The organism is Tepidanaerobacter sp. EBM-38, assembly GCA_001896545.1.
Lineage (GTDB): Bacteria > Bacillota > Thermosediminibacteria > Thermosediminibacterales > Tepidanaerobacteraceae > Tepidanaerobacter.
In genome coordinates, this window is the sequence record MPOT01000027.1 from 68,839 (window position 1) to 94,887 (window position 26,049).

Annotated in this window: 26 protein-coding genes and 1 pseudogene; all 27 read left to right on the plus strand. The window is 39.1% G+C overall.

From position 1 onward, the window contains the following. The first annotated feature begins 10 nt into the window (after positions 1–10). On the plus strand, positions 11–1,063 hold the full coding sequence (locus tag BUC45_RS02975; RefSeq protein ID WP_296970177.1) for an inorganic phosphate transporter: 1,053 nt from the start codon (positions 11–13) through the stop codon (positions 1,061–1,063). Between the two features lie 35 nt (positions 1,064–1,098). Next, a complete protein-coding gene (locus BUC45_RS02980) occupies positions 1,099–1,719 on the plus strand; it encodes a DUF47 family protein (protein WP_296970179.1) in 621 nt (206 codons plus the stop codon). Between the two features lie 437 nt (positions 1,720–2,156). After that, positions 2,157–2,504 (plus strand): BMC domain-containing protein, encoded by a 348-nt coding sequence (locus BUC45_RS02985; protein WP_296970180.1) that lies wholly within the window; start codon positions 2,157–2,159, stop codon positions 2,502–2,504. Between the two features lie 10 nt (positions 2,505–2,514). Beyond that, the gene (locus BUC45_RS02990) at positions 2,515–3,981 is read left to right on the plus strand and encodes a sensor histidine kinase (RefSeq protein WP_296970182.1); all 1,467 of its coding nucleotides are present in this window, start codon (positions 2,515–2,517) and stop codon (positions 3,979–3,981) included. Beyond that, positions 3,959–4,537, plus strand: coding sequence for a response regulator (locus tag BUC45_RS02995; protein ID WP_296970185.1), 579 nt, complete (start codon positions 3,959–3,961; stop codon positions 4,535–4,537). The genes BUC45_RS02990 and BUC45_RS02995 overlap by 23 nt, the downstream gene beginning before the upstream one ends. 150 nt (positions 4,538–4,687) lie before the next feature. Continuing rightward, on the plus strand, positions 4,688–6,127 hold the full coding sequence (locus tag BUC45_RS03000) for an ethanolamine ammonia-lyase reactivating factor EutA (RefSeq protein ID WP_296970187.1): 1,440 nt from the start codon (positions 4,688–4,690) through the stop codon (positions 6,125–6,127). A gap of 15 nt (positions 6,128–6,142) precedes the next feature. Next, positions 6,143–7,507 (plus strand): ethanolamine ammonia-lyase subunit EutB, encoded by a 1,365-nt coding sequence (locus BUC45_RS03005; RefSeq protein WP_296970189.1) that lies wholly within the window; start codon positions 6,143–6,145, stop codon positions 7,505–7,507. Positions 7,508–7,519: 12 nt separating this feature from the next. Beyond that, entirely contained in the window at positions 7,520–8,413 is an 894-nt protein-coding gene (eutC, locus tag BUC45_RS03010) for an ethanolamine ammonia-lyase subunit EutC (RefSeq protein WP_296970191.1), read from the plus strand. A 15-nt stretch (positions 8,414–8,428) separates the two neighbouring features. After that, positions 8,429–9,085 (plus strand): ethanolamine utilization microcompartment protein EutL, encoded by a 657-nt coding sequence (eutL, locus tag BUC45_RS03015; RefSeq protein ID WP_296970193.1) that lies wholly within the window; start codon positions 8,429–8,431, stop codon positions 9,083–9,085. A 13-nt stretch (positions 9,086–9,098) separates the two neighbouring features. Beyond that, positions 9,099–9,362, plus strand: a pseudogene (locus BUC45_RS11980) (BMC domain-containing protein); the annotation flags it as partial. Positions 9,363–9,790: 428 nt separating this feature from the next. After that, on the plus strand, positions 9,791–11,248 hold the full coding sequence (locus tag BUC45_RS03025; protein WP_296970194.1) for an acetaldehyde dehydrogenase (acetylating): 1,458 nt from the start codon (positions 9,791–9,793) through the stop codon (positions 11,246–11,248). Positions 11,249–11,273: 25 nt separating this feature from the next. Continuing rightward, positions 11,274–11,567, plus strand: coding sequence for an ethanolamine utilization microcompartment protein EutM (gene eutM / locus BUC45_RS03030; RefSeq protein WP_296970196.1), 294 nt, complete (start codon positions 11,274–11,276; stop codon positions 11,565–11,567). Between the two features lie 118 nt (positions 11,568–11,685). Continuing rightward, the gene (locus tag BUC45_RS03035; protein ID WP_296970198.1) at positions 11,686–12,564 is read left to right on the plus strand and encodes a hypothetical protein; all 879 of its coding nucleotides are present in this window, start codon (positions 11,686–11,688) and stop codon (positions 12,562–12,564) included. A gap of 11 nt (positions 12,565–12,575) precedes the next feature. Further along, positions 12,576–13,211 carry a phosphate propanoyltransferase gene (gene pduL, locus BUC45_RS03040; RefSeq protein ID WP_296970199.1) on the plus strand — a complete coding sequence of 212 codons (636 nt, stop codon included), beginning with the start codon at positions 12,576–12,578 and terminating at the stop codon, positions 13,209–13,211. A 2-nt stretch (positions 13,212–13,213) separates the two neighbouring features. Beyond that, positions 13,214–14,071, plus strand: a complete 858-nt coding sequence (eutJ, locus tag BUC45_RS03045; RefSeq protein WP_296970200.1) for an ethanolamine utilization protein EutJ — start codon at positions 13,214–13,216, stop codon at positions 14,069–14,071. Next, positions 14,040–14,873, plus strand: coding sequence for a flavoprotein (locus BUC45_RS03050; protein WP_296970202.1), 834 nt, complete (start codon positions 14,040–14,042; stop codon positions 14,871–14,873). Before eutJ ends, BUC45_RS03050 begins: the two co-directional genes overlap by 32 nt. Beyond that, positions 14,874–15,146 carry a EutN/CcmL family microcompartment protein gene (locus BUC45_RS03055; protein WP_296970204.1) on the plus strand — a complete coding sequence of 91 codons (273 nt, stop codon included), beginning with the start codon at positions 14,874–14,876 and terminating at the stop codon, positions 15,144–15,146. A gap of 18 nt (positions 15,147–15,164) precedes the next feature. After that, complete coding sequence (locus BUC45_RS03060; RefSeq protein ID WP_296970264.1) at positions 15,165–16,490, plus strand: 4Fe-4S dicluster domain-containing protein; 1,326 nt, start codon at positions 15,165–15,167, stop codon at positions 16,488–16,490. After that, on the plus strand, positions 16,490–17,050 hold the full coding sequence (locus BUC45_RS03065) for a BMC domain-containing protein (protein WP_296970206.1): 561 nt from the start codon (positions 16,490–16,492) through the stop codon (positions 17,048–17,050). The genes BUC45_RS03060 and BUC45_RS03065 overlap by 1 nt, the downstream gene beginning before the upstream one ends. A gap of 12 nt (positions 17,051–17,062) precedes the next feature. Beyond that, positions 17,063–17,329 (plus strand): hypothetical protein, encoded by a 267-nt coding sequence (locus tag BUC45_RS03070; RefSeq protein ID WP_296970208.1) that lies wholly within the window; start codon positions 17,063–17,065, stop codon positions 17,327–17,329. A 192-nt stretch (positions 17,330–17,521) separates the two neighbouring features. After that, positions 17,522–18,622 carry an ethanolamine utilization protein EutH gene (eutH, locus tag BUC45_RS03075; protein WP_296970209.1) on the plus strand — a complete coding sequence of 367 codons (1,101 nt, stop codon included), beginning with the start codon at positions 17,522–17,524 and terminating at the stop codon, positions 18,620–18,622. Positions 18,623–18,741: 119 nt separating this feature from the next. Next, entirely contained in the window at positions 18,742–19,182 is a 441-nt protein-coding gene (locus BUC45_RS03080; RefSeq protein ID WP_296970211.1) for a EutP/PduV family microcompartment system protein, read from the plus strand. 405 nt (positions 19,183–19,587) lie between these two features. Beyond that, positions 19,588–20,982: a Na+/H+ antiporter NhaC gene (gene nhaC / locus BUC45_RS03085; RefSeq protein ID WP_296970213.1), complete on the plus strand. Its 1,395-nt coding sequence runs from the start codon at positions 19,588–19,590 to the stop codon at positions 20,980–20,982. 8 nt (positions 20,983–20,990) lie between these two features. Continuing rightward, a complete protein-coding gene (locus BUC45_RS03090) occupies positions 20,991–22,124 on the plus strand; it encodes a histidinol-phosphate transaminase (RefSeq protein WP_296970215.1) in 1,134 nt (377 codons plus the stop codon). A gap of 221 nt (positions 22,125–22,345) precedes the next feature. Further along, on the plus strand, positions 22,346–24,952 hold the full coding sequence (locus BUC45_RS03095; RefSeq protein ID WP_296970217.1) for a heavy metal translocating P-type ATPase: 2,607 nt from the start codon (positions 22,346–22,348) through the stop codon (positions 24,950–24,952). 3 nt (positions 24,953–24,955) lie between these two features. After that, positions 24,956–25,228: a metal-sensing transcriptional repressor gene (locus tag BUC45_RS03100; RefSeq protein WP_296970219.1), complete on the plus strand. Its 273-nt coding sequence runs from the start codon at positions 24,956–24,958 to the stop codon at positions 25,226–25,228. A 158-nt stretch (positions 25,229–25,386) separates the two neighbouring features. Continuing rightward, on the plus strand, positions 25,387–26,019 hold the full coding sequence (locus tag BUC45_RS03105) for a hemolysin III family protein (RefSeq protein WP_366749604.1): 633 nt from the start codon (positions 25,387–25,389) through the stop codon (positions 26,017–26,019). Positions 26,020–26,049: the final 30 nt, after the last annotated feature.

Here is a 26,049-nt window from a genome sequence, read left to right on the forward strand (position 1 = left end):
ATGATTAATTATGACCGTTACTCTTGAAGATTTTTTAGTACAATTATTTTCAAACCCGGCTTTGATTATTACCGTAGCATTGACACTAGGAACTGTTATGGTCAATGGGTGGACCGATGCTCCAAATGCCATTGCTACATGTATTTCCACACGTTCTATGGAACCACAACCTGCAATCATTATGGCTGCTATTTTTAATTTCTTAGGTGTATTTGTTATGACAATAGTTAACTCGAGGGTAGCAGAAACTATATATAATATGGTAGATTTTGGAGGAGATGCTCATAAAGCTCTTATTGCATTATGCGCGGCTTTATTTGCAATTGTGGTATGGTCTACCGCAGCGTGGTGGTTTGGTATACCAACTAGCGAAAGTCATGCATTGATTGCAGGTATAAGCGGTGCTGCAATAGCACTGCAAAAGGGCATAGGTGGTATAAATTTCGATGAATGGATAAAAGTTTTATATGGATTGGCACTATCCCTGTTCTTAGGTTTTTTTTCCGGGTGGTTAGTAGTTAAAGTAACTGAAAGGGTTTTTAGTAGCTTTGACCGTAGAAAAACATATGGTTTGTTTAAATATGCTCAAATAGTCAGTGCCGCCGGTATGGCCTTTATGCACGGTGCTCAGGACGGTCAAAAGTTTATGGGCGTATTTATGCTTGGCATATTTCTTGCGCAAGGACAGGCTTCGGTTACTGAATTTGTTATTCCGTTATGGCTGATAATATTGTGCTCCGTAGTGATGTCACTGGGAACATCCATAGGCGGTATGCGAATTATCAAATCTGTAGGAATGGAGATGGTAAAACTTGAAACCTACCAAGGATTTTCTGCAGATTTGGCAGGTGTTATATGCTTATTTCTAGCTTCTGTGCTAGGGCTACCCGTCAGCACCACACATACCAAGACAACAGCTATAATGGGAGTAGGTGCAGCAAAGAGAATTTCATCCGTGAATTGGGGAATTGTAAAAGAAATGGTAATTGCCTGGTTGATGACTTTCCCGGGCTGCGGATTAATTAGTTTTTTATTGGCATTATTATTTATGAGATTGTTTTAAAACAAAAATACAATAGATTGGGGAAGGCAACTATTATGCGTAAAAAGGATAATTATTATTTTGATACTTTTGTTCAATTGGTAGATTATTCTTGTAAAGCCGCAGATTTGTTAAATCAAATTATGATTGACTACGATTCAAAACAGATAAAGGATAAAATGGAAGAAATGCATACCATAGAACATACTGCAGATGTTGCAAGACACCAAATGATTGGAAGACTGGTCAAGGAATTTATAACCCCGATTGAACGCGAGGATATTATGGCAATAGCGGATTGTATTGATACTGTTACAGATACCATCGAAGATGTATTAATGCGGATGTACATGTATAACATCAGTGAGGTTACAAAGCATGCCCAGAAGATGACTGAGATTATCGTAAAATGCTGTAGACTATTAAGACAGGCATTTGACGAATTTCCAAATTTCCGCAAGTCTCAAAAACTCCATGAACTAATTGTAGAAATCAATGAGCTGGAAGAAGAAGGAGACGCACTCTACACTGAAGCCATAAGAGCATTATATCTCAGCAATGTAAATTATAAAGAAATAGTCGCATGGGATAACACATATCATTATCTGGAAAAATGCTGCGATGCTTGCGAAGATGTAGCAGAGGTTATAGAAAATGTAATAATGAAAAATTCCTAAATAGTTGTTATAACAATGCAAGGATTAATCTCTCTTTCACCATAACTGATTGAATAAAACGATTTATAAACTATTTGACCAAAAAGTATTACAAACAAGTATATAGCCAAAAAAAATAATATATTGAAAAATTATATATATTGTTGTATAATAGAATAAATTTACTACAATATATAAAAACTGAAAGACAATGGCGTCTTTCAGTATGGCAATGTAGCCACGTCATGAAAGCACAAGATGATGATCTATGCTCATAGCGTGGCTTGTTTTATTTAAAAAATAAATTTCATATAAAGAAGGAAAAACCAAAAATATATAGAATATAAATATAATAGTAATTATACTTATACTTATTATTTTTAATGTAATAAGATAAAATTAGACATCCATATCTTTTTTCATAAGTGTTTTTATATCAAAATAAAGGCGGTGAAGGTGTGGACGACCATGAAACTAAACAGAGAATTATACAGGAATACGTTCCAGGCAAACAAATTACCTTAGCACATCTTATCGCCAGCCCTGACAATTCTCTTTATCAAAAATTAGGGATAGAAAAGGCAGGAGCAATAGGTATTATGACTATCACTCCAAGTGAGGGTGCTATTATTGCAGCTGATATAGCAACTAAAGCTGCTGGTGTGGATATAGGTTTTCTTGACAGATTTAGCGGTTCTTTAGTAATAACAGGGGATGTAGCATCAGTTGAGGCATCATTAAGGCAAGTCATAAATGTGTTAAGGGAAGTTCTCAAGTTTTCTCCGGCTCCCATAACCCGTTCATGAGGTGAAACTTATGGCTATCACTGCAAAAGATGTGGGCGAAATTTGTAGGCAATATGCAGACTTAAAGCCTGACGATATAAAGATAATAGAAAAAATTGCAGAACTATTGCAAATTATGGCAGACCTTACTCAAGCGGATATATTCATCGATTGTGTAACCAGGGACCCTAATGCCGCAATTGTAGTAGCCGAAGCTAAGCCCAGAACTGCTCGTTCTCTTTATAGGTTCCCAGTTGCAGGACAGCTTGCACTTAGAAAAAACGAGCCGGCAGTTTTAAGAACCATGCAGACAGGCCTTCCAACTATTGGCATGAGAGGTATTAGTCAGGAAGGCGTGCCTATCAAGCAAAGCGTAGTTCCAATAACAAATAAAAACTCAAGGACCATTGGCGTTTTAATAATGGAACAGGATATTACCGAGCAGGTTACTCAGGAAAAGAAAGTAAAGGATTTAATGGAAACTGCGGAGCATCTTTCCGAAACCCTTTTTAATGTGGCTTTTGCTGAGGGAAAGATTTCGAACATTATTCCGGACGGTCTACTTATCCTTGATAAAAAAGGCGGAATTATTTATTATAATATTGCTGCAAGGGATGTGTTTGACAGGATAGGCTTTAGAGGCAAAGAGATTAAGGGAAAGAAAATAATTGACATACTTCCAGAACTTGATTTTAGATATGATGTTCTGGCAGAACAAATGTATATAGAATCTCAAATTGGAGGATTAAATCTTGCATTTACATCAGTTCCGTTAAAAAGTGCTGATGAAAAGGCTGCTGGAGCTTTAATGCTTATCCGAGACATTACGGAAATTCGTGTAAAAGAAAAAGAGTTGATGCTTCAATCAGTAGTTATTAAAGAAATTCACCACAGGATAAAAAATAATTTACAGACAGTTGCAAGTCTTCTGCGGCTTCAAGCCCGAAGAGCAGACTCCGAGCAGACAAAAAAAGCCCTGCATGACAGCATAAGCCGTATTATGAGCATTGCGGTAGTTCATGAAGTGCTTTCAAAGGAAGGCATGGACATGGTGGATGTATCAAGTACATTAACGCAAATGCTAGAAATGATAACAAATGGCGTGCTGGATCATGAAAAGCAGATAGAAGTTAGCCTGACTTGCGACTCATTCATGCTCTTTTCTAGGCAAGCCACATCGCTTATCTTGATTATCAATGAGTTGCTGCACAATGCTTTAGAGCATGCTTTTATTGGTAGAGAGAGTGGCACAGTAAACATACAAGTAAGACAGGAGAATAGTGAAGTAATATTGATTGTTGACGATAACGGTGTAGGCTTTAATAAAGAAGACCTTAATAAAGCTAACAGTTTGGGATTAAATATTATCAGGACATTAGTAGAAGAAGATCTTAAAGGAATTATAAATATTGTTGAACAAAATGGCACCAGGGTTGAAGTCAGATTTCCTTTTTTGCTGACAGAGGAGGTATGGCATGCGGATTTTGGTGGTGGATGATGAACCGATAATCAGAATGGACTTGGTGGAGATACTACTTGAAAACAACTGCATTGTTGTAGCTGAAGCTTCGGATGGTGAAACAGCAGTAAATTTAGCACGTTCAATCATACCAGATGTAACCCTTATGGATATTAAGATGGCCGGCAGTATAAATGGTATGCAAGCGGCAAAAATACTCATAGAAGAGGAGATTTGCCCGGTGGTCTTACTTACCGCATATCATCAGGCGGAACTAATTGAAGAGTCAACTGCCATAGGCGTGTATGGATATCTAGTTAAACCAATAAAGGAAAGTGAGGTCTATCCTGCTTTAAAAGTGGCAGTAGCTAAGTGGCAAGGTGTGCAAAAACTAAAAGAAGAAAATATCGACCTTAAGAATAAACTGGAAAAAAGGAAGATAATCGAAGTAGCAAAGGGAGTTCTTATGGACAAGTATGATATGAAAGAAAAGGAAGCTTACAGGAAGATTCAAAAGCTCAGTATGGAAAAACGTATGGATATGGTAGAAATAGCTAAAAGCATAATATTGAGCAATGAAGTTGCAAGCTTGTAGTAATTATAATTTTATAAATAACTGAAAGACAATGGGGTCTTTCTTCGGGCAAAGCAGCCCTGCCATATGTGTGAAATTTTTCATGCATATGAGCAGGGCTTTTTTATATATTAATAAATTTCCTCTACAAAGAAAGCGAAGGTGAAATATATGAGCAAAATCGAGGAAATATTTAGTGCCGGTATAGATATTGGCACTACTACCACTACCGTTGTTGTAAGTAAACTAAAAATTAAAAATGTGGCATCAGGCTTTGTGGTGCCTAAGATAGAAATTATTGATAAAGTGATAATTTATCGCAGTGATGTTCATTTTACACCATTACTTGATGAAGTTACCATTGATTTTGACGGTATCGAAAAAATAGTGAAAGAAGAGTATAAAAGAGCACAAGTCAACCCTGAGGAAATAAAGACTGGAGCAGTCATAATCACCGGTGATACAGCTCGAAAGGATAATGCCGAAAATGTTTTAAAAGCTATCTCTCGGATGGCAGGTTCATTTGTAGTGGCTACTGCCGGCCCTCATTTGGAAGCATATATTGCAGGTTTAGGTTCCGGGGCAGCGGCTTACTCGGCTCAAGAGCATAAAGTAGTGGCCAATGCTGATGTGGGAGGCGGTACAAGCAATATTTCTGTATTTAAAGACGGTAAACTTATCACTACACTGTGTGCTGATATAGGAGGTAGGTTGATTAGATTTGAGCCATGGACTTATAAAGTACAAGGTTTTATTAATGGAGGAGAAATTACATCAAAGCACCTAGGCATTACATTAGAAAAAGGCAAAATATTATCACAGCGTGAGATTTTAAAAATAGGAGCTGCCTTGGCTGAAGCATTAATATCAATCTTAAAAGGCAAGCCAAATAACCTTGCAAGAGAACTGGCATTGGGGGAATTAGTAGAAGATATTGTACCTGAATATGTGATGTTTTCAGGCGGAGTAGGTCGTTTAATATATGACGAAGAGGATATTGCCGATGCTGATAGCATGACAAGATTTGGCGATTTAGGTCCGGCATTGGCGATTGAAGTAAAAAAAGCTATCCACAGTGATTCAATAAAGCTATTAAAACCTGCTGAAACTATATATGCTACAGTAATTGGTGCAGGTGTACATACCACGGAGCTTAGTGGTTCTACGATATATGTTTCAGATCCGGATGTGTTGCCTTTTAGAGATTTGCCGGCCATCTACCTGACAGCAACTGATGATTTTGATGCTGTAACTTCTGAGATAATTGCAAAGGCAGATAAGTTTTCCGCTCAAGATACTCTAATTATGCCGGCGATTGTTATATCAAAAGCCTTCGGTAATTCTTTTTATAAAATAAAGGGCTTAACTCAGGCAATCGCTGCGGCAGCTAGAAAAGTTACCCAAAAAGGTCCGCTTGTAATCATCTGTGAAGATGATATAGGTAAAGCCTTCGGAAATCTTTTAAAAAATGGCTTAAACAAGCCGAGACCTGTTATTTCCATAGACCAACTTACTATGAAGGAGGGAGATTACATTGATATAGGTAAGCCACTTTATGATGGCGGTGTAGTTCCAGTAGTCATTAAAACCTTAGTATTTTCTAATAGCTAAAAGGGGGTAGGTAGAATGATTCTTAAAACAAGTATAAGAGGAAGAGTTTATAAATTTAAGGATGTAAAAGAAGTTCTGGCAAAAGCCAATGATGAAAGATCCGGCGATATACTAGCCGGTGTAGCCGCCGAGTCCGATGAGGAGCGAGTTGCGGCAAAGCAAGTCTTAGCTAATATGTGCTTAGAAGATATTAGGAATAATCCGGTAGTTCCATATGAAGAAGATGAAGTTACTAGAGTGATTCAAGACCAAGTTAATGAAAAGTCCTATAACGAAATAAAAAGCTGGACAGTAGGCGAATTAAAAGAGTTTATACATGATGACAAAACAACATTGGATGATATCGATTGGGTAAGCCAAGGCTTAACCAGTGAAATGATAGCCGGAGTAGCCAAACTAAGTTCCACTATGGATCTTGTGGCTGGTGCAGCGAAGATTAGAAGAGTTGCGCATGCAAATACGACTGTAGGACTGCCGGGAACATTGAGTTCTAGACTTCAGCCCAACCATCCTACCGATGATGTGGATGCAATTATTGCAGAAACTTACGAAGGCTTAAGCTATGGCATTGGAGATGCAGTACTTGGTATAAATCCTGTAATTGATGATCCGGAAAATGTCGGAAAACTTTTAAATACACTTTACGACATAATTGTAAAATGGGATATTCCTACTCAACATTCAGTTTTGGCACATGTCACTACCCAGATTGAATGTATTAAGAGGGGAGTTCCGGTAGGCGTAGTGTTCCAAAGCCTAGCGGGAAGTCAAAAAGGGAATGAAGCATTTGGAATTTCTGTAGAAATCTTAGATGAAGCTTATGAGCTAATTAAAAAGTATGGTACAAGCCGAGGCCCCAATTATTTCTACTTTGAAACAGGCCAAGGTGCAGAGCTTTCCTCTAACGCACACCATGGCGCCGACCAAGTTACAATGGAAGCTCGTTGTTATGGTTTGGCTAAAAGGTATAAACCGCTGCTTGTTAATACTGTTGTTGGCTTTATTGGCCCTGAGTACTTATATGACAGCAAACAGGTTATACGAGCCGGCCTTGAAGACCATTTCATGGGAAAACTTACAGGAATTTCTATGGGCGTTGATGTTTGCTATACAAATCATATGAAAGCTGACCAAGATGATATTGAAAACTTGGCAGTACTCTTAGCTGTTGCAGGAACTAACTATTTTATAGGAGTGCCTATGGGTGATGATATAATGCTTAATTATCAATGCGGTAGCTTCCATGATGTAGCTACTATGAGGCAAGTCTTCGGATTTAGGCCGAGCCCCGAATTTGAACCATGGTTGGAAAAAATGGGGATAATGAAGGATGGTAAATTGACAGCTATAGCCGGAGATCCTACCATTTTCTTGAAGTGAGGGGGTAGAAAAATGATATCAGAAAAAGATATTCGAGAACTAGTGGAAAGTGTAATCAAAGAGCTTAACCTAAAGGAAACTAAAGAGTGTTTGGACGTTTCAAATCCTGAGCCCACCAAAGCCGTTGAAGATTCCGATAATGGCGAAATGTTGCCTGACTTAGGGCTTCGAGATTTGACTACTTGGACGGAAATACCAAATCCTCAGGACCCGGAGGGACTGGCAAGATTGAAGAGTACTTCTCCGGCTCGCATAGGTATTTGGAGAGCAGGGACTAGATTTAAAGTAAATCCATGGCTTAGGTTTAAGATGGATGTAGCAGCAGCTAAAGATGCGGTCTTAAAAGAGGTTGACCCAGAACTTATAGAAAAACTCGGTTTGTTTACGGTGCAGACTGTAGTTAAAGATAAGGATGAATATCTTACACGGCCTGATTTAGGTAGAAAGTTATCTGAAGAGGCAAAAGAAAAAATATTACAAGAATGTCCAAAATCTCCTGATGTGCAATTTGTTGTATGCGATGGACTTAGCTCTAGAGCTATTGAGGCTAATGCAATGGATTTTATTCCTGCGTTTGAAGCTGCAATTAAAAATTATGGATTAAAAATGGGTAAGCCATTTTTTGTAAAATATGCCAGAGTCGCTGTGATGGATGAGATCGGTGAGCTACTCAATCCAGAGGTATTGGTAGAACTGATAGGAGAGAGACCGGGCTTGGTTACAGCCAAAAGTATGAGTGCATATATGTGCTATAAACCAAATAAAAATACCATCGAATCTGACCGAACTCTCGTTTCCAATATCCATGACGGCGGCCTTCCGCCAATAGAAGCGGGAGCTCACGTGGCAAGTATTGTTAAAAAGATTTTTGATGCAAAAGCAAGTGGCTTAAAACTGAATAAGTAAAAGGAGGTAAAAAGAATGTATGGATTCAAACCTATTAAGGCTGAAGTACTTGCAGTAAAGCTCATTCCTAATATCAATGATTTTTTAAAAAAGGAACTTAATTTAAAACCTGAACACCGGAGCATAGGAATGTTAACCATGTCGATAGATGATGTAGGATATACTGCTATCGATGAGGCTACAAAAAAAGCCGATGTAGAAGTGGTATATGCCAAATCTTTTTATGCAGGTTCAGCGCATGCATCCGGACCGCTCTCCGGTGAATTCATCGGAATACTTGCCGGACCCAACCCTGCCGAGGTAAAAAGCGGCATAAATGCAGCAATAGATTTTGCTGAAAATGATGCATGCTTCTGGGCAGCTGACGAAGAAGGTGAAATAGCCTTTTATGCTCAGTGCATATCCCGAACAGGTTCATATCTTTCGGCAATGAGTGAGATTCGAGAAGGGGAACCCTTGGCTTATCTTATCGCTCCTCCTATTGAAGCAGTATATGCCGTAGATGCGGCTATAAAAGCGGCAGAAGTTAGTATGACAGTTTTCTTTGCACCGCCTTCCGAGACCAACTTTTCCGGTGCTCTTTTAACAGGAAGCCAATCGGCGTGTAAAGCTGCATGTGATGCTTTTGCGGCAGCAGTTATGGAAGTTGCTGCATATCCAAAGAGATATTAAGTGAGTGATATTTATGATCAAAAATGCGATAGGCCTTATTGAAACTCGGGGCCTGGTTGCCGCAATAGAAGCATTGGATGCTAGCCTCAAAGCGGCCAATGTTGAGTTTATATCATATCGCTTTACAACCGGTGGTCTTATCTGCGTTATTGTGACAGGTGACGTAGGAGCTGTTAGAGCGGCAGTAGATGCAGGTTCAGCTGCTGCAGCTAAAGTAGGTGAGTTGGTAGCAAGTCATGTTATACCGCGTCCTGCCGATGATACACTAAACATTATTGATGAAATAAAAGATAAAAAGGCTATCTATGAAAAAGAAATAGAAATGCCAAAAACAGAACAAGATATGCCAGATACCGATAAGGATGGGAGACTGACAGACGAAGAAACCGCTGATAATGATGATGATAATGATGAAGAAACAAAAACCGAAGAAGATATGACTGATGAAGATAGCCAGTTATATACTGAAGATGAATTAAAGGCAGCGGTTGAGAGATTAAGGGAAATGCTGAAAGGCACTAGGGAAGAGTCGACTCTTGATAGTGATAAGCGATTGGATAAATACGGCGTAAGGGCTTTGCGTAAAGTGATAAGAGCACTGCCAATACAAGATGTAGACAAATCCCAGATCTCCAGTATGAGAAAAAAGGATTTGATAATCACCCTGATGGATTTTATTGAAAAGGAGGGAAGGGATAATCAGAAATGATGAATATTGATAAAGATTTACTTTCAATTCAAGAGGTAAGAAATCTTGTTGAAAAGGCAAAGGAAGCTCAGAAAATTCTAGCAACCTTTACTCAAGAAGAAATAGATAAGATAGTTAGAACAATGGCTGAAGAAGGGATAAAAGCGTCTAGATGGCTGGCTAAAGTGGCAGTAGAAGAAACCGATATAGGTAAATATGAGGATAAAATTATAAAAAATTTATTTTCCACAAAAAGGGTATATGAAAGTATAAAAGATCTTAAAACTGTCGGTATTATTCATACTGATGAAGAAAATAGAGTCTGTCACATAGCGGAACCTGCTGGTGTGATTGCTGCTTTAACCCCAACGACAAACCCGACCTCTACTGCTCTTTTTAAATCACTTATATCAATAAAAGCGCGAAATGCCATAATCTTCAGCCCTCATCCAAGAGCTGTGGATTGCACTTGTCAGGCAGCTGAAATCATGCATAAAGCTGCGGTCCATGCCGGTGCACCAAAGGGAATTATAGGCTGTATCAACTATCCAACCTTAGAGGCAACAAACCAACTTATGAAACATCCGGACGTAAGCGTAATATTAGCTACCGGAGGAAGCGGTATGGTAAAAGCCGCATACAGCTCGGGCAAACCGGCTTTCGGTGTTGGCCCCGGTAATGTTCCGGCATATATCGAAAGGAGCGCTGATGTTAAAAAAGCTGTAAAGGCGATATTTGACAGCAAGACTTTTGACTATGGAACGATTTGTTCTTCAGAGCAAGCACTTATATGCGAAAAGTTAAATGCACATGAGGTTCGCAAGTCTTTAGATGAGCTGGGTGGGGTATTTTTGACTGAAGAAGATATGCATAAAATCGAACGATTTGCTTTTCGCGCTGATGGAAGCTTAAGTCCGAACATTGTCGGAAAATCTGCGATTCATATTGCAGAACAAGCAGGTGTAAAAGTAAAATCAGATGCAAGAGTGCTAATTGCTGAACTTAGTGGAGTGGGTATGAACTATCCCCTTTCCAGAGAAAAACTCAGCCCGGTCCTAGCTTATTATGAAGTTGAAAACTGGCAGGAAGCCTGTGGACTTTCAAAAAAACTACTGGCTTTAGGTGGGATGGGGCACACCCTGTCAATACACTCGCAAGACCAAGAAGTGATAACTCGTTTTGCCTTAGAAAAGCCCGCATCTAGAATTGTAGTAAATACGCCGTCATGTCTTGGCGCCATAGGCGGAACAACGGGACTTACACCATCCCTTACTCTAGGATGCGGAACATTTGGAGGTAATTCAACCTCTGATAACATAGGTCCTATGAATCTTCTTAATATAAAGAGATTAGCGTATGAAATAATGAGTCCAGATGAACTAACCAGACAACTTTTATCTGCGGAAGCAGATGACGGTTCTGATGAAGAATTGATTAAAAAAATTGTAATGGAAGTCCTTAAAAAGATTTCTTGATAAAATTTAAGGAGGCAAGATAAAAATGGCAGATGGTCAGATTGCATTAGGGATGATAGAAACAAAAGGATTAGTGGCGTCTATTGAGGCAGCCGATGCTATGGTAAAAGCTGCTAATGTATATCTTATTGGTAAAGAACATGTAGGAGGAGGTCTTGTTACGGTAATGGTAAGAGGCGATGTAGGTGCTGTTAAAGCGGCTACAGATGCCGGAGCTGCTGCCGCCGCAAGGGTTGGTGAACTCATCTCTGTTCATGTAATTCCAAGGCCTCATGGAGATGTGGAATACATCTTACCACGGCTTGATAGAAAAGAATAATACTAATTTGTGTGTTATTGGATGCATGTTTATGAATTATTAAGATGATAAAAAAGTGCATTTTCTAGTAGAAATAGATGCTTAACAAGATAAGCAGGGCCGTCAGATAGTAATGGTAATGGAGAGTAAACACTACTATCTGACGGCTGATATTGCAACTTTTATAGCTTTACACGCAGATAAGATTTTAAGCCGTGGGGAGGGTGAAAATGTGAAAGTCTTAACAGAAATCGACCTGCGTACAAATCTTAAAAACATGGGTTCTGTTACAACTTACAGGGTACCATCAGGTACTATCCTTACACCGGCTGCTCGCAGTTTTCTTTCGGAAAATAAGATTGACATAGTTTTTTCCGATGATGAAAAGGTCGGACCGGAAGAAGTTAAAAAGGATTTTAAACAAGATAGCAAACCGGATAGCAAGGATGAAGCAGTAAAAAAGCCTAAATATCTTTTAATGGGAGCAGGAGTTAGAACTGATAAAAAACCCGAGGCTTATACGCATTTATATGCTAACAACTTAGTCCCGAAATGCCATCCCAGAATAAAGCTTAGAGGTAAAATAGATTCTCTAGAAGCATATATAATTAATGCGCAGGTGAAAGCAAAAGCATTAAAAATGGAAAATATGGTAAGCGACTTGGGAGAAATTTTAACTTTAGCCAGGAATATTTTAAGGGCTGAGGTCTTGTCAGAACCGCTGAATGAATTTGTTTTATTCGGCTTGACAGAACAGGATATTCGGGAAATTTCTCACAATCCCCAAAAAAACCTTGGCGTGTCACATTTTATGCCATCATATGAGATGGGAGAAATGATGGCACAGTTAAATTTTATCAGGACACAAGTAAGAGAAACAGAAATCGCAGCAATTGAAGCCTTCTTTGATTTAACCGAAGGTTTACAAAGGGAAGATATAGTAAAAGCATTAAATCGCATGAGTAGTGCTATTTATGTGATGATGTGCCGCCTTAAGGCCGGGAAATATGAAAGTTAGGGGTTTTAGCCGTGAAAAACGATGAAATCGTAAAATTAATAACTGAAGAAATTATTGCTCGGGAAATTAAGATTCCAATTCCAGTAACAGTTTCCAACAGGCATATTCATGTAGATGAGCATACTAGAAAAATCCTTTTTGGCGACAATCCTCTTAAGATTAAAAAATTTCTGGGCCAGCCAGGGGAGTTTGCTGCTGAGGAAACAGTTAAAGTTATAGGCCCTAAGGGACATTTTGATTCTGTTAGAGTAGTAGGTCCAGAGCGCCGTGCCTGTCAATTGGAAGTATCGGTAGGAGATTGTTACCATTTGGGTGTTCAACCTGTGGTCAGAGATTCAGGAGATATTGAAGGTACTCCCGGAATATATATTGCAGGGCCTTGCGGTATGGTTCAGCTTACTCAAGGTGTAATAGTTGCAAGAAGACATATTCATATGTTGCCTGCCGATGCACAAAGATATGGCATAAAAGATAAACAGCTTGTTCGAATAAGGTTTAGTACAGGTATGCGCAGAGGCGTTTTAGGCGATGTAATTGTAAGGGTTAATGAAAATTATGCTCTAGAGTGCCATCTAGATATCGATGAAGCCAATGCTTTATGTATAAAAAACAATGATACGGTATATTTGGAGATAGGAGAAATTTAACCATGTTTACTATGGAAAAAGCTGACAACCTGATTGAACATTTAGAAAAATGTATGACTAGGCCGGGAATTGCTAAAGGAGAAATATATGCAGGTATTGACTTAGGAACTGCATATATGGTTCTTACTGTAATAGATTCTTTAGGAAATCCGGTTGCGGGAACTTACCGCTTTGCTCAAGTGGTGCGTGATGGCGTAGTAGTGGATTTCACAGGAGCTAGCCGCATGCTTAGGGAACTTAAGAGTGAGCTAGAGCAAAAGCTGGGTACACAATTGGTAAAGGCAGCCGGAGCTTTTCCGCCGGATACTGGAAAAAGCACAGTAAAATCACATTTTTATGTGTGTGAGGGTGCTGGATTTGAAGTGATAAACATGGTGGATGAGCCTACAGCCGCCAACAATGTACTTTGCATTGAAAACGGAGCTGTTGTAGATATCGGAGGTGGCACAACCGGGATTGCTATTATTCAGGATGGTGAAGTAGTATATACCACTGATGAACCGACTGGTGGTACTCATTTTTCATTGGTTATAGCTGGTGCTAAAAAAATAAGCTTTGAAGAAGCGGAAGATTTTAAAAAACAAGCAGATAACCAACAAGAAGTTATGTTTATGGTAAAGCCTGTGGTACAAAAAGTGGCAAGTATTATTAAAAATAAAATTCGAGGTTTTAATATCAGCAGCGTTTATTTAGTTGGAGGAACATGCTGTCTCGAAGGCATTGAAAAAGTCATTGAAAGCGAGTTGAATATACCCACATTTAAACCACGTGATCCTTTATTGGTAACGCCTTTAGGAATAGCCTTAAGTTGTTTGGGGGTGAGCAGCGTTGAATCAAGAAACGTTGAGGCCTATTATTGAAGCTGTTGTTCGTGAAGTAATAAGAAAAATGGAAAAAGAAACCGGAATTACCGGAAGTCAAGAGGAGCAAAAAGTGCAAAAGGGAAAATTGCTATTGGTTTTTACCGGAGGAACCGGGAATTTAGATGTGGTGCTAGCTCAATTAAAGACACTTTCGAATAAATATTGTTTTGATGCTATTTTTACATCAGCGGCAGAGAAAGCCATTGGTAGAAAGCGTGTTCAACAGGATATAGAGCTTGAGAATATTTTAAATGAAAACTTGTATGATGCTCTATCTAAAACAAATACGGTAATATTCCCCACTCTAACCCAGAATACCGCTGCAAAGGCAGCTATCGGTATCAGGGATTCGGTGGCCACTGAAGCACTTGCCTGTGGTCTTCTACTTAAAAAAAGAGTTATTGCTGTTACTGATTCAATCCCATTAAAATCTATGCCTGCAACCTATGCCCGTATGGTTGGAGAAATACTCAAGCGAGTGGAACAATTGGGAGTTGATATGTGCAAAGCTGAAGAACTGGTCGATAAAGTCCTTTATATTAAAAAAGATGATAATGCGGTAAAAACAGTTTCAACCTGCATTGAATGTGAATCCGAGATTTCTGTAGGACCCGATAAACCTATACAAGCAAATGCCTTTATCTTAGAAGACAAGGCTCCGGTTACTGCAGAGGTTATATATAAGGCGATATCAGCAGGGCTCAAAAGAATTATCTTGCCGCCTAAGACCATTGTCACACCCATGGCTCAAGATACTGCAAGAGATAATAAGATAATTATCGAATGGGCGGTGAAATAGATGCAGATATGCCGAGTAAAGGGCAATGTTTGGGCAACACGTAAGGAAGAAAGCCTAAAAGGTCAGAAATTTTTGATAGTAGTGCGGGTTGATGAGCAACAAAAAGAAATTGGAGAACCATTTGTAGCAATTGATAATATAGGTGCCGGTAAGGGTGAGTTAGTGATAGTGGCATCGGGCAGTTCAGCTCGAAAAGTGTCTGATGAATCAATGCCGGTGGATGCAGCAGTTGTAGGCATTATTGATTCGATGGAAATAGATTCGGGCAGCTAGGAGATGGTGAACTTGCAAGTGCGTGAAAAACTGAGAGAAATGGGTGTAGTAGGAGCCGGAGGTGCAGGATTTCCAACATATGCAAAACTAAAACAAGGTGGTATTGACTACTATATAGCAAATGGTGCTGAATGCGAACCATTGCTTGACGTGAGTAAGGAGATAATGTCCCGCTTTCCTGATAAGGTTTTGAAAGGCTTGACTTACCTTAAAAACTTTACTGGTGCCGGCGAAGCAATAATCGCTTTAAAGGGAAAATACAAGCATCCTTTGAAAGCATTAAAAACAGAATTGAATAGCAATACCGATTTTAATGTGAGACTTTTTGAAATGGGAGATTTTTTTCCTGCCGGTGATGAACAAGTGCTGGTCTATGATGTTACTGGTCGTGTAGTACCGGAAGGAGGAATACCTCTCTTGGTAGGGTCGGTTGTCAATAACATTGAAACTTTATACAACGTATACAATGCTGTTGAAGAAGATACACCTGTCATCGATAAGTTTATAACGGTAGGCGGCGATGTTAAAAATCCAATAACATTAAAAGTACCGGTTGGAACTAATATAGGATGGTTATTGGATTTTTTAGGAGTAGATTATAAAGGCAAGGTTATTATCGATGGTGGACCTATGATGGGTAACATTATAAATCCAGGTCTTCCCATTGTAAAAACGACAGGTGGGCTGCTGATTTTTTCTAAGGATCATCCTGCCGTTACTGTCAAAGAATCTAACATGGAATACATTTTAAAGATGGCAAGGATTTCATGCATACAATGTCGATACTGTACTGAGCAGTGCCCCCGATACCTTTTGGGTCATAACCTGCAACCTAGCAAGATTATGCTTACAGTAGGATTTAGGCTTTCAGATAACTATATAAAACAAGCTCTTCTATGTTGCGAATGTGGTTTATGTGAAGCTTATTCATGCCCTCAACATCTTTCGCCACGACGTGTCAATCAAGTTATTAAAAAAGAACTGGCAGCGGCAGGCATAAAGTACACTGCAGGTAAGACTGCCTTTGAGCCTCGTGAAGCAAGAGAATGGCGGAAGATTCCTACCGCTCGATTAAAGACGCGATTAGAGCTTACGGCTTTTGACAGGCCTGCACCATTAGTTGATGGAAATTTTGTAAAGCCACCGGAGGTTTGCATCCCCACAAAACAGCATACGGGAGCACCGGCAGTTCCTACTGTTGTTACCGGTGATAAAGTTCACAGGGGTCAAATAATAGGTAAGGTCCCTGAAGACAAACTAGGCTGCTACATTCATGCCAGTATAGATGGGACAGTAATACAAAGTAATAAAGATAAAATCGTTATCCGGGGGGAGGAATCTTAATGGAAAATGCTATAGGTATTATAGAATCGATTAGTATAGCAGGCGGCATAGAAGCAGCTGACGCCATGGTAAAGATGGCGGCGGTTAAGTTGTTTTTGGCTAGACCTATTTGCCCCGGTAAATTTATAGTCCTAATTGGTGGCGATGTAGCAGCAGTAAAAAGCTCTTTAAAAGCAGGTCGTGATGTTATAGGGCATTATTTAGCAGACTCTATATTAATTTCCAATGTTCATGAGGATGTATTCCCAGCATTAGAGGCAGCGGTGATTATTGATGATGCTGTCGGAATGCTTAGAGCCTTAGGTGTGATTGAAACCTTTTCCGTTGCATCATGTATTTTAGCTGCCGATGCTGCTGTGAAAAGCGGTGGAGTAAAACTTGTTGAAATAAGACCGGCCATGGGTCTTGGAGGCAAATCCTATGTAACTATGTTGGGTGATGTAAGTGCTGTGGAATCGGCAGTAGATGCAGGTCGTCAGAAAGCGGAGCCAGAAGGAATGCTAGTGAAGAGTGTTGTGATTCCTTCGATAGCGAAAGATGTTCTAAAAGCGCTGCTTTAAGGGGGTGAAAGAATGGGTAAAAAAGTTTTAACCAGGCAGGATGTAGATAAATTGTATTTTGAAGGTACAAAAGAAATTTACATTGATGATGAAACCATAGTACTGCCAGGAGCTAAGGATGCCCTAATGGCTGCAGGAATAAAAGTAAGAACCAAGGATTGTCAAGTTGAGCAGATTAAAAAGATAATTGAAGAATGTTGTGATGAAAAAGAGATTGCTGATTCAATGAAAAATGAAATTATAAAGAGCGTTATAGCGAAATGCGATGTAAAGATTTAGGATAAGTAAGCATATATATTAGCCAGCAAGGTCGTTTAATGTAAAAAATTTTAACAAGAGCCAGTAAATAAAAATCTGTTGCTGTTCTTGTTATTACTACATATATGACAAAAAAGGGAGTGGTGTTAATGTAAGCTTTTATGTATTAATCTTCTATCTTAATACTTATAAATAGAGAGGGGTGCAGAATAGTTGAGTATAAACCAAATCATTGTTGACATTATGGTTATATTTATGGTTTTAGGTGCCATTGACAGAATTCTTGGGAATAAATATGGTTTAGGCGAGCAGTTTGAAGAAGGGTTCAACGCCATGGGTTCACTAGCACTTGCAATGGTAGGCGTGGTATCATTAGCGCCGGTTTTAGCTAAAATACTAAAACCCGTAGTGGTGCCAATATATTCTGCTCTTGGGGCTGATCCTGCCATGTTTGCAACAACCCTTCTTGCTTGTGACATGGGTGGTTTTCCATTAGCTATGGAAATGGCTCAGACTAAAGAAGCGGGTCTTTTTGCAGGAATAATTCTAGGTTCGATGATGGGACCGACGATTGTGTTTTCTATACCGGTAGCATTGGGCATAATTCAAAAAGAAGATCATAAAGCACTTGCTACAGGGATTTTAGCAGGTATTATTACTATACCTATTGGCTGTCTTGCAGGAGGATTGGTAGCCGGATATCCCATCAGCATGATAGTAGGTAATCTTGTACCGATAATAATCGTAGCTGCTTTAATTGCCATAGGTCTATGGAAAATACCCGATAAGATGATAAATGGATTTAATACATTCGGTAAGGGAGTTGTAGTAGTAATAACAATAGGTCTTGCAGCAATAATAGTCGAAACTCTTACAGGTATCGTAATCATTCCCGGCATGGCTCCGATTAGTGAGGGGATAGAAGTAATCGGAAGCATTGCAATTGTATTAGCCGGAGCTTTTCCTATGGTGAGTGTTATAACAAAAGTATTTAAAAAGCCTTTGATGGCAATGGGCAAGGCACTGGGTATGAATGATGTGGCAGCTGCCGGTATAGTTGCTACATTGGCTAATAATATTCCCATGTTCCAGATGATGCATGATATGGATTATCGCGGCAAGGTTCTAAATGTTGCCTTTGCAGTAAGTGCAGCATTTACATTTGGCGACCATCTAGGCTTTGCGGCAGGCGTAGCACAGGAAATGATATTCTCTATGATAGTGGGTAAATTGGTGGGAGGTATTACCGCTATAATTGTAGCAAGCCTCTTTGTTCCTAAGAACGCGGATTCTAAGACAAAAATAGCTGCATGATATTTATATAAAAGCAGCTAATAGCGACGCTATTAGCTGCTTTTATATTTAATTTCAAGTATTAATGGTATAATTTAAAAGATAGAAAAACCATAGTAAAATATATTGCTAATTTTGAGGTGAAAGAATTGCAGAAAAGAGTTATGTTTATTGGCGCTTCCGGGTCGGGTAAAACCACCCTTATAAAAACACTGAGGGGCTGCGGAGAAGCTGTAAAAACCCAAGCGCTTACTTTCGAAGATGGTTTTATAGATATTCCAGGGGAATATATGGACATAAGACGTTTAAATCACGCAGTAATTACAACAGCAATGGATGCCGATGCAATATTTGTAGTCCAGGATTCCACAAGCTCTAAACCTACAACCCCTCCAGGCTTTGCTGAAATGTTCAATATCCCGGTGTACGGAATAATAAGCAAAGTAGATTTGCCGGAATCTAACATACAAAAAGCTGCGGAATATTTAAAAATGTGTGGGGTGAAAGGGCAATACTTTCCTGTGTCGTCGATAACAGGAGAAGGAGTTAAAGAGATAAAAAATTTGATCAAAAACATATAATCGCCATTACTATTGGTTAGGCATTACCCCACCCCACAAGATTATAATTGTTGCTTTATATTTTCGACCCTGTCTCTTACAAAATTCAGTATAGAAGTTGAGCTAGCCATCATTCCCCTGCCACCTGCACCAGGCCCACTACTTGCAATAATCAATACAAAAATATTTGATTATGATGATATATCGGGGCTCTGTGTTGAATATAAACCTAGAAAAAAAGGTTGCTAAAGTGAAGTTAGATTATTTATGGTATAATTAATAATATTATTGAACTAAATATGTGTTAAAATAATAAGGTATTGTCAAAATGCGATAAGGCCTTCATAAACAATCCGGCAAGCCGGTTAAAATAGTCATGCTGTTACTAAATGCAGGAGTTAATATATCTGAGAGGAGATACCAAACATGCTAAATGATATCGAAAAAAGGAAACCTACCTTGAAAGAAGCTGTTATAGCTTTATTGTTAGTAATAACGGTAATTTTGATTTCTATTAAGACTGCTCTTGTTCTTGAAACGGCATTGGTGCTGGGAACTGTGGCAGCTGTTATTGTAGGCTTTTATTTAGGCTATTCTTGGGAAGACATCGAAAAAGGTATGCTTGATGGGATGAGAAATGGCTTAGGTGCTTGCATAATCCTTATAGTAATCGGCATGGTTATAGGCACATGGATTTTAGGCGGTACTATTCAAACTATGATTTATTATGGATTAAAACTACTTACGCCTCAAATATTTGTGCCTGCCGGGTTTATGCTTTGTGCATTAACCTCTGTATTGATAGGCAGTTCTTTCGGCACGATTGCGACTATGGGTATTGTCCTTATGGGCATTGCCGAAGGCCTTGGTATTCCAAGTGCCTTAACAGCAGGAGCTATAGTTTCCGGTGCTATGTTTGGAGATAAAGTTTCTCCACTGTCAGACTCTACTAACCTTACGGCAGCCATGACCGGAACCAAGTTATTCGACCACGTCCGCTCAATGCTATATGTATCAGGGCCCGGTGTGGCAATTTGTTTAGCAATTTACGGCTTTGTCGGACATAGATATGCCACAGCAGGAAGTGTCGACTTTGGAACTGTAGAAAGCATTTTGACAACTCTAAGCAGCAATTTTAATCTTTCTATTATGACTTTAATTCCGCCGGCAATTGTAATTATCCTTTCAGTATTAAAGGTGCCTGCCATTGTTGCACTGATGATTAGTTTTATTTCGGCAGGTGCTTTATCGATATTTACTCAAGGAGCTAGTCTTGCAGGCATAATTGAGGTAGGAGCTAATGGATTTATCTCTAACACCGGTCATGAGCTTATAGATAAGCTCCTTACTCAAGGTGGGATAAATTCTATGATGAGTACTGTTGCCATAATTATGGCGGGAACTGCTATGGGAGGTATATTAGAAAAGTGTGGGATATTACAAGTATTACTTGAAAACCTTATGAAATATATAAAGAAGCCAAGAGACTTAATCTTAGCTTCACTGGCAAGTGCATATATAATGCTGCTTGCAACGGGAGAAATGATGGTATCCATTATAGTTCCCGGCAGGACTTTAGAGCCCGCATTTCGGGATATGAAGATACACACCAGCGTTCTTTCGAGAACTCTTGAAACCGGTGCTACCTTAATGTGCGGAGCATTACCGTGGGGAGTTGCATCGGTTTATGCGCAAAATGTTCTCAATGTTGGCTTAGAATATATCCCATATTGCTATCTCCCCTTTATCGCTCCAATTATTGCTATAATATATGCCTTTGTAGGTTTTGCAACGTTTCCGGCTGAATCAGAAGAAAGTTAAATAAAGGGATGATATCTATTGACAAGATTATAAGGAAAATCAGACCGATTTTACATGACTTTCAACCCAAATCTTATACAAAAGACCCATGGGAGGAATTAGCAAAATATAAAATAAAAAAAGATGATGTTATAGACTGCTCTCTGGGAGTAAACCCTTATGGCTGTTCAACCCTGGCACAAAAAGCCACTAGTAATATTTACTGGGAAGGTATTGCTAAATATCCCGATACATCATATACCGCAATAAAAAAAGCCATTATAAATCTTTGGTCAGGTGTGGCTAAATTAAAGGAAAATGAAATCTTTTTAGAAGCAGGATCTGTAAGAATTCTAGCTAAATTGAACAGATTATTTATAGAAAATGGCAGTAAAGTACTGGGTTATTGCCCGCAATTTTCGGAGTATGAAAACTTAGTAAAAATATATGGAGGAGTTTATAATTTCATTGGCTTGAGAGAAGAAGAAAATTTTAAATTCTCCTATGAAAGATTTTTAGATGCAATCAATGACTCATATAATGTCATTTATATTGACAATCCAAACAATCCGACAGGTCAAGTTTTGGAGATTGCAATAATAGAGGAGATTGTCAAAAGAGCAGCAAATTATGGGATACCTGTTATTGTAGATGAGGCGTATGGGGATTATATGGGTGCTTCAAATTCAGCTATAAGTATCTGTGAAAAATATGATAATTTACTGACAGTACGCTCGTTTTCAAAAGGCATGGGGCTTGCTAATATAAGGTTAGGTTACCTTATTGTTAAAGGCCGCCTCAAAGAATATTACAATACTGCAAATATACCTGCATTTGTCTTTCCTGATATTATGAGTAATATAATAACTGAAACATTAAGGGATACTGAATTTATATCACAATGCAGAAAAGACATAAAGCAGAACAAAGCAAGACTTTTATCAATGTGCAAGGAGAAATTTACCATATCCGAAACTGGTCTTGAAGTGCCGATACTTACCCTTGGGTGCAAAGATAAGGGAAACCTATATGATTACTTTTTAAAACATGGAGTCATAACCGCTCCTGGAGATGAATTTACCAACTTAGGCAGAAATTATGTCCGACTTTGCATACCTGCTAATATAGAAGTTCTTCTGGAGAAAATAGCAAAAATGAATTAAGCTGTGTCATAGTGATGAGATTTTAAAATTTGGCTGAGCTTATTAATATTAAAAGTGAGAGGTAATAATTTAAAAGATTTTAACCGTATAAAACCGATGGATATTACAACTATAATCCGTCGGTTTGTTTTTGGGCAGAGCCATTGACACTTTTTAGAAAAAGCTATATAATGTACCCACATATACCCCTGAGGGGGTGTATAGAAAGTGGGGTCATTTAAATGAATGTGGAAAAAACTTATAATGTAACCGGCATGACATGTGCTGCATGCTCTGCGGCCGTTGAACGCAGCGTAAAAAAGGTTTATGGTGTAGAGTCGGTGACAGTAAACCTGCTGACAAACAGCATGCGTGTTAAATACGATGATGAAAAGACTTCAGATATTGAAATAACAAAAGCTGTAGAAGAGGCGGGATATGGGGCATCTTTAAAAGAGGAAAATGGAATAAAGCAAAAAGCAGAAACAACTAAAGCTAAAACTTTGGCAGATGCGGAAATAGAGGATATGAAACTGCGCTTGAAGGTTTCTGTTTTATTTATGATACCTCTAATGTATATATCCATGGGACATATGCTAAATCTGCCGCTGCCGTCTTTCTTATCCGGCATAGAAAATGCGGTTTCTTTTGCCTTTGCTCAGTTTTTATTGGTATTACCAATTGCTTTTGTTAATCGTAAATTTTACACAATAGGCTTTAAGACTTTATTTAAAGGTCATCCAAATATGGACTCGCTGATAGCTATCGGCTCAGGCTCGGCCCTTATCTATGGTGTATTTGCCATTTTTCGCATGAGTTATGGTTTGGGTGCCGGCGATTTTGAATTAGTCCACAGATACTATCATGATTTATATTTTGAATCAGCAGCCATGATTTTAACCCTTATCACAGTAGGAAAGTTTTTAGAAACTCGAGCCAAGGGGAAAACCACAGACGCTATTAGAAAATTGATGGACCTTGCGCCAAAAACCGCCAGGGTAGAAAGGGACGGCTTGGAAGAAGAAATCCCGGTAGAGTCGGTCAAAGTAGAAGATATTATAGTAATACGCCCTGGAGATTCAATCCCGGTGGATGGTATAGTGATTGAAGGGCAATCTGCCGTGGACGAATCCGCATTAACTGGTGAAAGTATTCCGGTAGAAAAGCAGCCTGGAGACAGGGTAAGTGCAGGGACTATAAACAGAACAGGTGCTTTTAAATTTAGGGCTACACAAGTGGGAGAAGATACGACACTTGCTAAAATAATAGCATTGGTGGAAGATGCAAATGCCACGAAAGCTCCGATAGCAAAGCTCGCAGACAGGATAAGCGCCGTCTTTGTCCCCACAGTGATTTGTATTGCGCTTATTGCAAGCATAGCGTGGCTTTTTGCAGGCTACAGTTTTGAATTTGCTTTGTCAATAGGGATATCGGTTTTAGTTATCTCATGCCCCTGCGCATTGGGACTTGCTACGCCTGTTGCGATAATGGTCGGAACCGGAAGGGGGGCAGAGCACGGAATATTAATAAAGTCGGCAGAGGCTTTGGAGGCGCTTTGCAGTATAAACACCGTTGTCATAGATAAAACCGGAACATTGACACAAGGTAAGCCTCAGGTAACAGATATTGTGCTTTGCGGGGCAGAATCCGAAGAAGAACTTTTGAAAATTGCCCAGGCATTAGAGAAAAATTCAGAACACCCACTGGCAGAAGCTATTTTAAGTTATTGCAAAGAAAGAGAAATTCCGCTGATAGAAATTGATGAATTCAGGTCTATTCCCGGCCGAGGCGTAGAGGGATATCTTGAGGGGATGGCATACTTTGCGGGAAATGAGCAGTTTATGAAAGAAAAGCAAATTGACATAAACATGGCTATTGAGCTTTCAGACCGTTTTTCAAATGAAGGTAAAACCCCGCTTTACTTTGGAAACGCTCATACATTACTAGGGATTATTGCTGTTGCAGATGTTTTAAAACCTACTAGCCGCCAAGCTGTTCAGAAATTTAAACAAATGGGCATTAAAGTAGTTATGCTTACAGGAGACAACCCTAAGACGGCAGAAGCCATACGCCTGCAGTTGGAGATTGATGAAGCAATAGCGGGAGTGCTGCCTCATGAAAAGGATAAAAAGATTCAAGAGCTTCAAAGCCGGGGACAAAAGGTTGCTATGATTGGCGACGGAATTAACGATGCACCTGCTTTGGCAAGAGCCGACGTAGGAATAGCCATAGGTGCCGGAACAGATGTTGCCATTGAATCTGCGGATATCGTCCTTATAAGAAGTGATTTAATGGATGCGGTGGCGGCTGTAGAACTTTCCAAAGCAACAATAAGAAATATAAAGCAAAATCTTTTCTGGGCGTTTTTCTACAACACCTTGGGTATTCCGATTGCTGCAGGAATCTTATATCCTGCCTACCATATAAAGCTGACTCCTATGATTGGTGCGGCAGCTATGAGCATGAGCTCGTTTTTCGTAGTTACGAATGCGCTGAGGCTTCGAAAATTTAAACCTACTGTACCTAAAACAGAATGTAACGTTCAGTGCGACATACGGCAAAATGCATCAGTAACTGTGGCCACGGTAAGTAATTCCTTAAATAATAAAAATAATGAAAGGGAGATTGAAAAAATGAAAAAAGTTTTAAAAATCAAAGGTATGATGTGTGAACACTGTAAGATGCGTGTTGAAAAGGCTTTAAATGCAATAGACGGAGTTAATGCAAGTGTTAATCTAGAGAATGGTTCGGCCGAGGTAGCATATCTAAAACCGATATCTGATGAAACGTTAAAACATGTTATAGAAGAAGCAGGGTATGAAGTAACATCCATTGCGGAGGAGGCATAAGACTTGAAAGCAGATAAAGAGCAGACGCTGCGAAAGCTTAAAACCGTGCGAGGGCAGATTGATGGGCTTATCAAAATGGTAGAAGATAATCGCTACTGTATCGATATTTCTAATCAGCTGATGGCATCTATTGCGATTCTAAAGAATATCAATAAGGATGTACTCGATGCTCATTTAAAGCACTGCGTAACCGAGGTTTTCGATTCCGGTGACCAGGCAGATAAAAAACAGAAAATCGATGAAATGATCAAGATAATAGATAAACTTTCGAAATAAAATCCAAACTTGTTTTACGGGCGGTTTTTGCTATATAGCTAAATACATTTGAAGGAATTGCATATATTATGACGAATAACTATATTATATACGGATGTATTATATAATTGGATGATTTGATAATAAATACAACGGCAATTTAAGGAGGCACAGCAATGATGAGGGAACCAGTGAACACATGGACCCATTTTATCACCTTTTTAGCAGGTATTGTCGGCCTAGTCTTTTTAATTGTATTTTCATATAATAACCCTGAGAAACTGATTACGCTGACAATTTACGGAGCCAGTGTTATTATACTCTATGGAGCAAGCACTGCATACCATTGGGCCAAGACTACTCCTAGAAAACAGCTTATACTCAGGAAATTGGATCATATCTCAATTTTTATCTTAATAGCAGGCACATACACGCCAGTGCTCTATTTTGGCCTAGAAGGAACATGGAGGTGGGTGATGCTTGCGATTATTTGGGGACTTTCACTTGTAGGTATAATCATAAAGATGTTTTTTGTAGGAGTACACCGCTGGGTTTCCACGATATTTTATATTGTACTTGGCTGGATGGCTATAGTTCCAATGGCTAAATTAATCCAGGCATATCCTAAAGAGGCAATTTTGCTTTTATTTTTAGGAGGCCTGTCTTATACCATTGGAGGAATAATCTATGCGACGAAGATTTTCAACTTTATTCCCAATAAATTTGGTTTCCATGAGATTTTTCACATATTTATTTCTGTAGGCTCGGTACTGCATTTTGCAATGATTATGAAGTTTGTATTGCCCATGTAAGCAGTAAAGACCATTATTTATATTAAAAAT

Excerpts from the sequence above, each read along its gene's own strand:
- BUC45_RS02975 (WP_296970177.1), top strand. The coding sequence starts at position 11 with ATGACCGTTACTCTTGAAGATTTTTTAGTACAATTATTTTCAAACCCG.
- BUC45_RS02980 (WP_296970179.1), top strand. The coding sequence starts at position 1,099 with ATGCGTAAAAAGGATAATTATTATTTTGATACTTTTGTTCAATTGGTA.
- BUC45_RS02990 (WP_296970182.1), top strand. The coding sequence starts at position 2,515 with ATGGCTATCACTGCAAAAGATGTGGGCGAAATTTGTAGGCAATATGCA.
- BUC45_RS02995 (WP_296970185.1), top strand. The coding sequence starts at position 3,959 with ATGCGGATTTTGGTGGTGGATGATGAACCGATAATCAGAATGGACTTG.
- BUC45_RS03000 (WP_296970187.1), top strand. The coding sequence starts at position 4,688 with ATGAGCAAAATCGAGGAAATATTTAGTGCCGGTATAGATATTGGCACT.
- BUC45_RS03005 (WP_296970189.1), top strand. The coding sequence starts at position 6,143 with ATGATTCTTAAAACAAGTATAAGAGGAAGAGTTTATAAATTTAAGGAT.
- eutC (WP_296970191.1), top strand. The coding sequence starts at position 7,520 with ATGATATCAGAAAAAGATATTCGAGAACTAGTGGAAAGTGTAATCAAA.
- eutL (WP_296970193.1), top strand. The coding sequence starts at position 8,429 with ATGTATGGATTCAAACCTATTAAGGCTGAAGTACTTGCAGTAAAGCTC.
- BUC45_RS03025 (WP_296970194.1), top strand. The coding sequence starts at position 9,791 with ATGATGAATATTGATAAAGATTTACTTTCAATTCAAGAGGTAAGAAAT.
- eutM (WP_296970196.1), top strand. The coding sequence starts at position 11,274 with ATGGCAGATGGTCAGATTGCATTAGGGATGATAGAAACAAAAGGATTA.
- BUC45_RS03035 (WP_296970198.1), top strand. The coding sequence starts at position 11,686 with ATGGAGAGTAAACACTACTATCTGACGGCTGATATTGCAACTTTTATA.
- eutJ (WP_296970200.1), top strand. The coding sequence starts at position 13,214 with ATGTTTACTATGGAAAAAGCTGACAACCTGATTGAACATTTAGAAAAA.
- BUC45_RS03055 (WP_296970204.1), top strand. The coding sequence starts at position 14,874 with ATGCAGATATGCCGAGTAAAGGGCAATGTTTGGGCAACACGTAAGGAA.
- BUC45_RS03065 (WP_296970206.1), top strand. The coding sequence starts at position 16,490 with ATGGAAAATGCTATAGGTATTATAGAATCGATTAGTATAGCAGGCGGC.
- BUC45_RS03070 (WP_296970208.1), top strand. The coding sequence starts at position 17,063 with ATGGGTAAAAAAGTTTTAACCAGGCAGGATGTAGATAAATTGTATTTT.
- nhaC (WP_296970213.1), top strand. The coding sequence starts at position 19,588 with ATGCTAAATGATATCGAAAAAAGGAAACCTACCTTGAAAGAAGCTGTT.
- BUC45_RS03090 (WP_296970215.1), top strand. The coding sequence starts at position 20,991 with ATGATATCTATTGACAAGATTATAAGGAAAATCAGACCGATTTTACAT.
- BUC45_RS03095 (WP_296970217.1), top strand. The coding sequence starts at position 22,346 with ATGAATGTGGAAAAAACTTATAATGTAACCGGCATGACATGTGCTGCA.
- BUC45_RS03105 (WP_366749604.1), top strand. The coding sequence starts at position 25,387 with ATGAGGGAACCAGTGAACACATGGACCCATTTTATCACCTTTTTAGCA.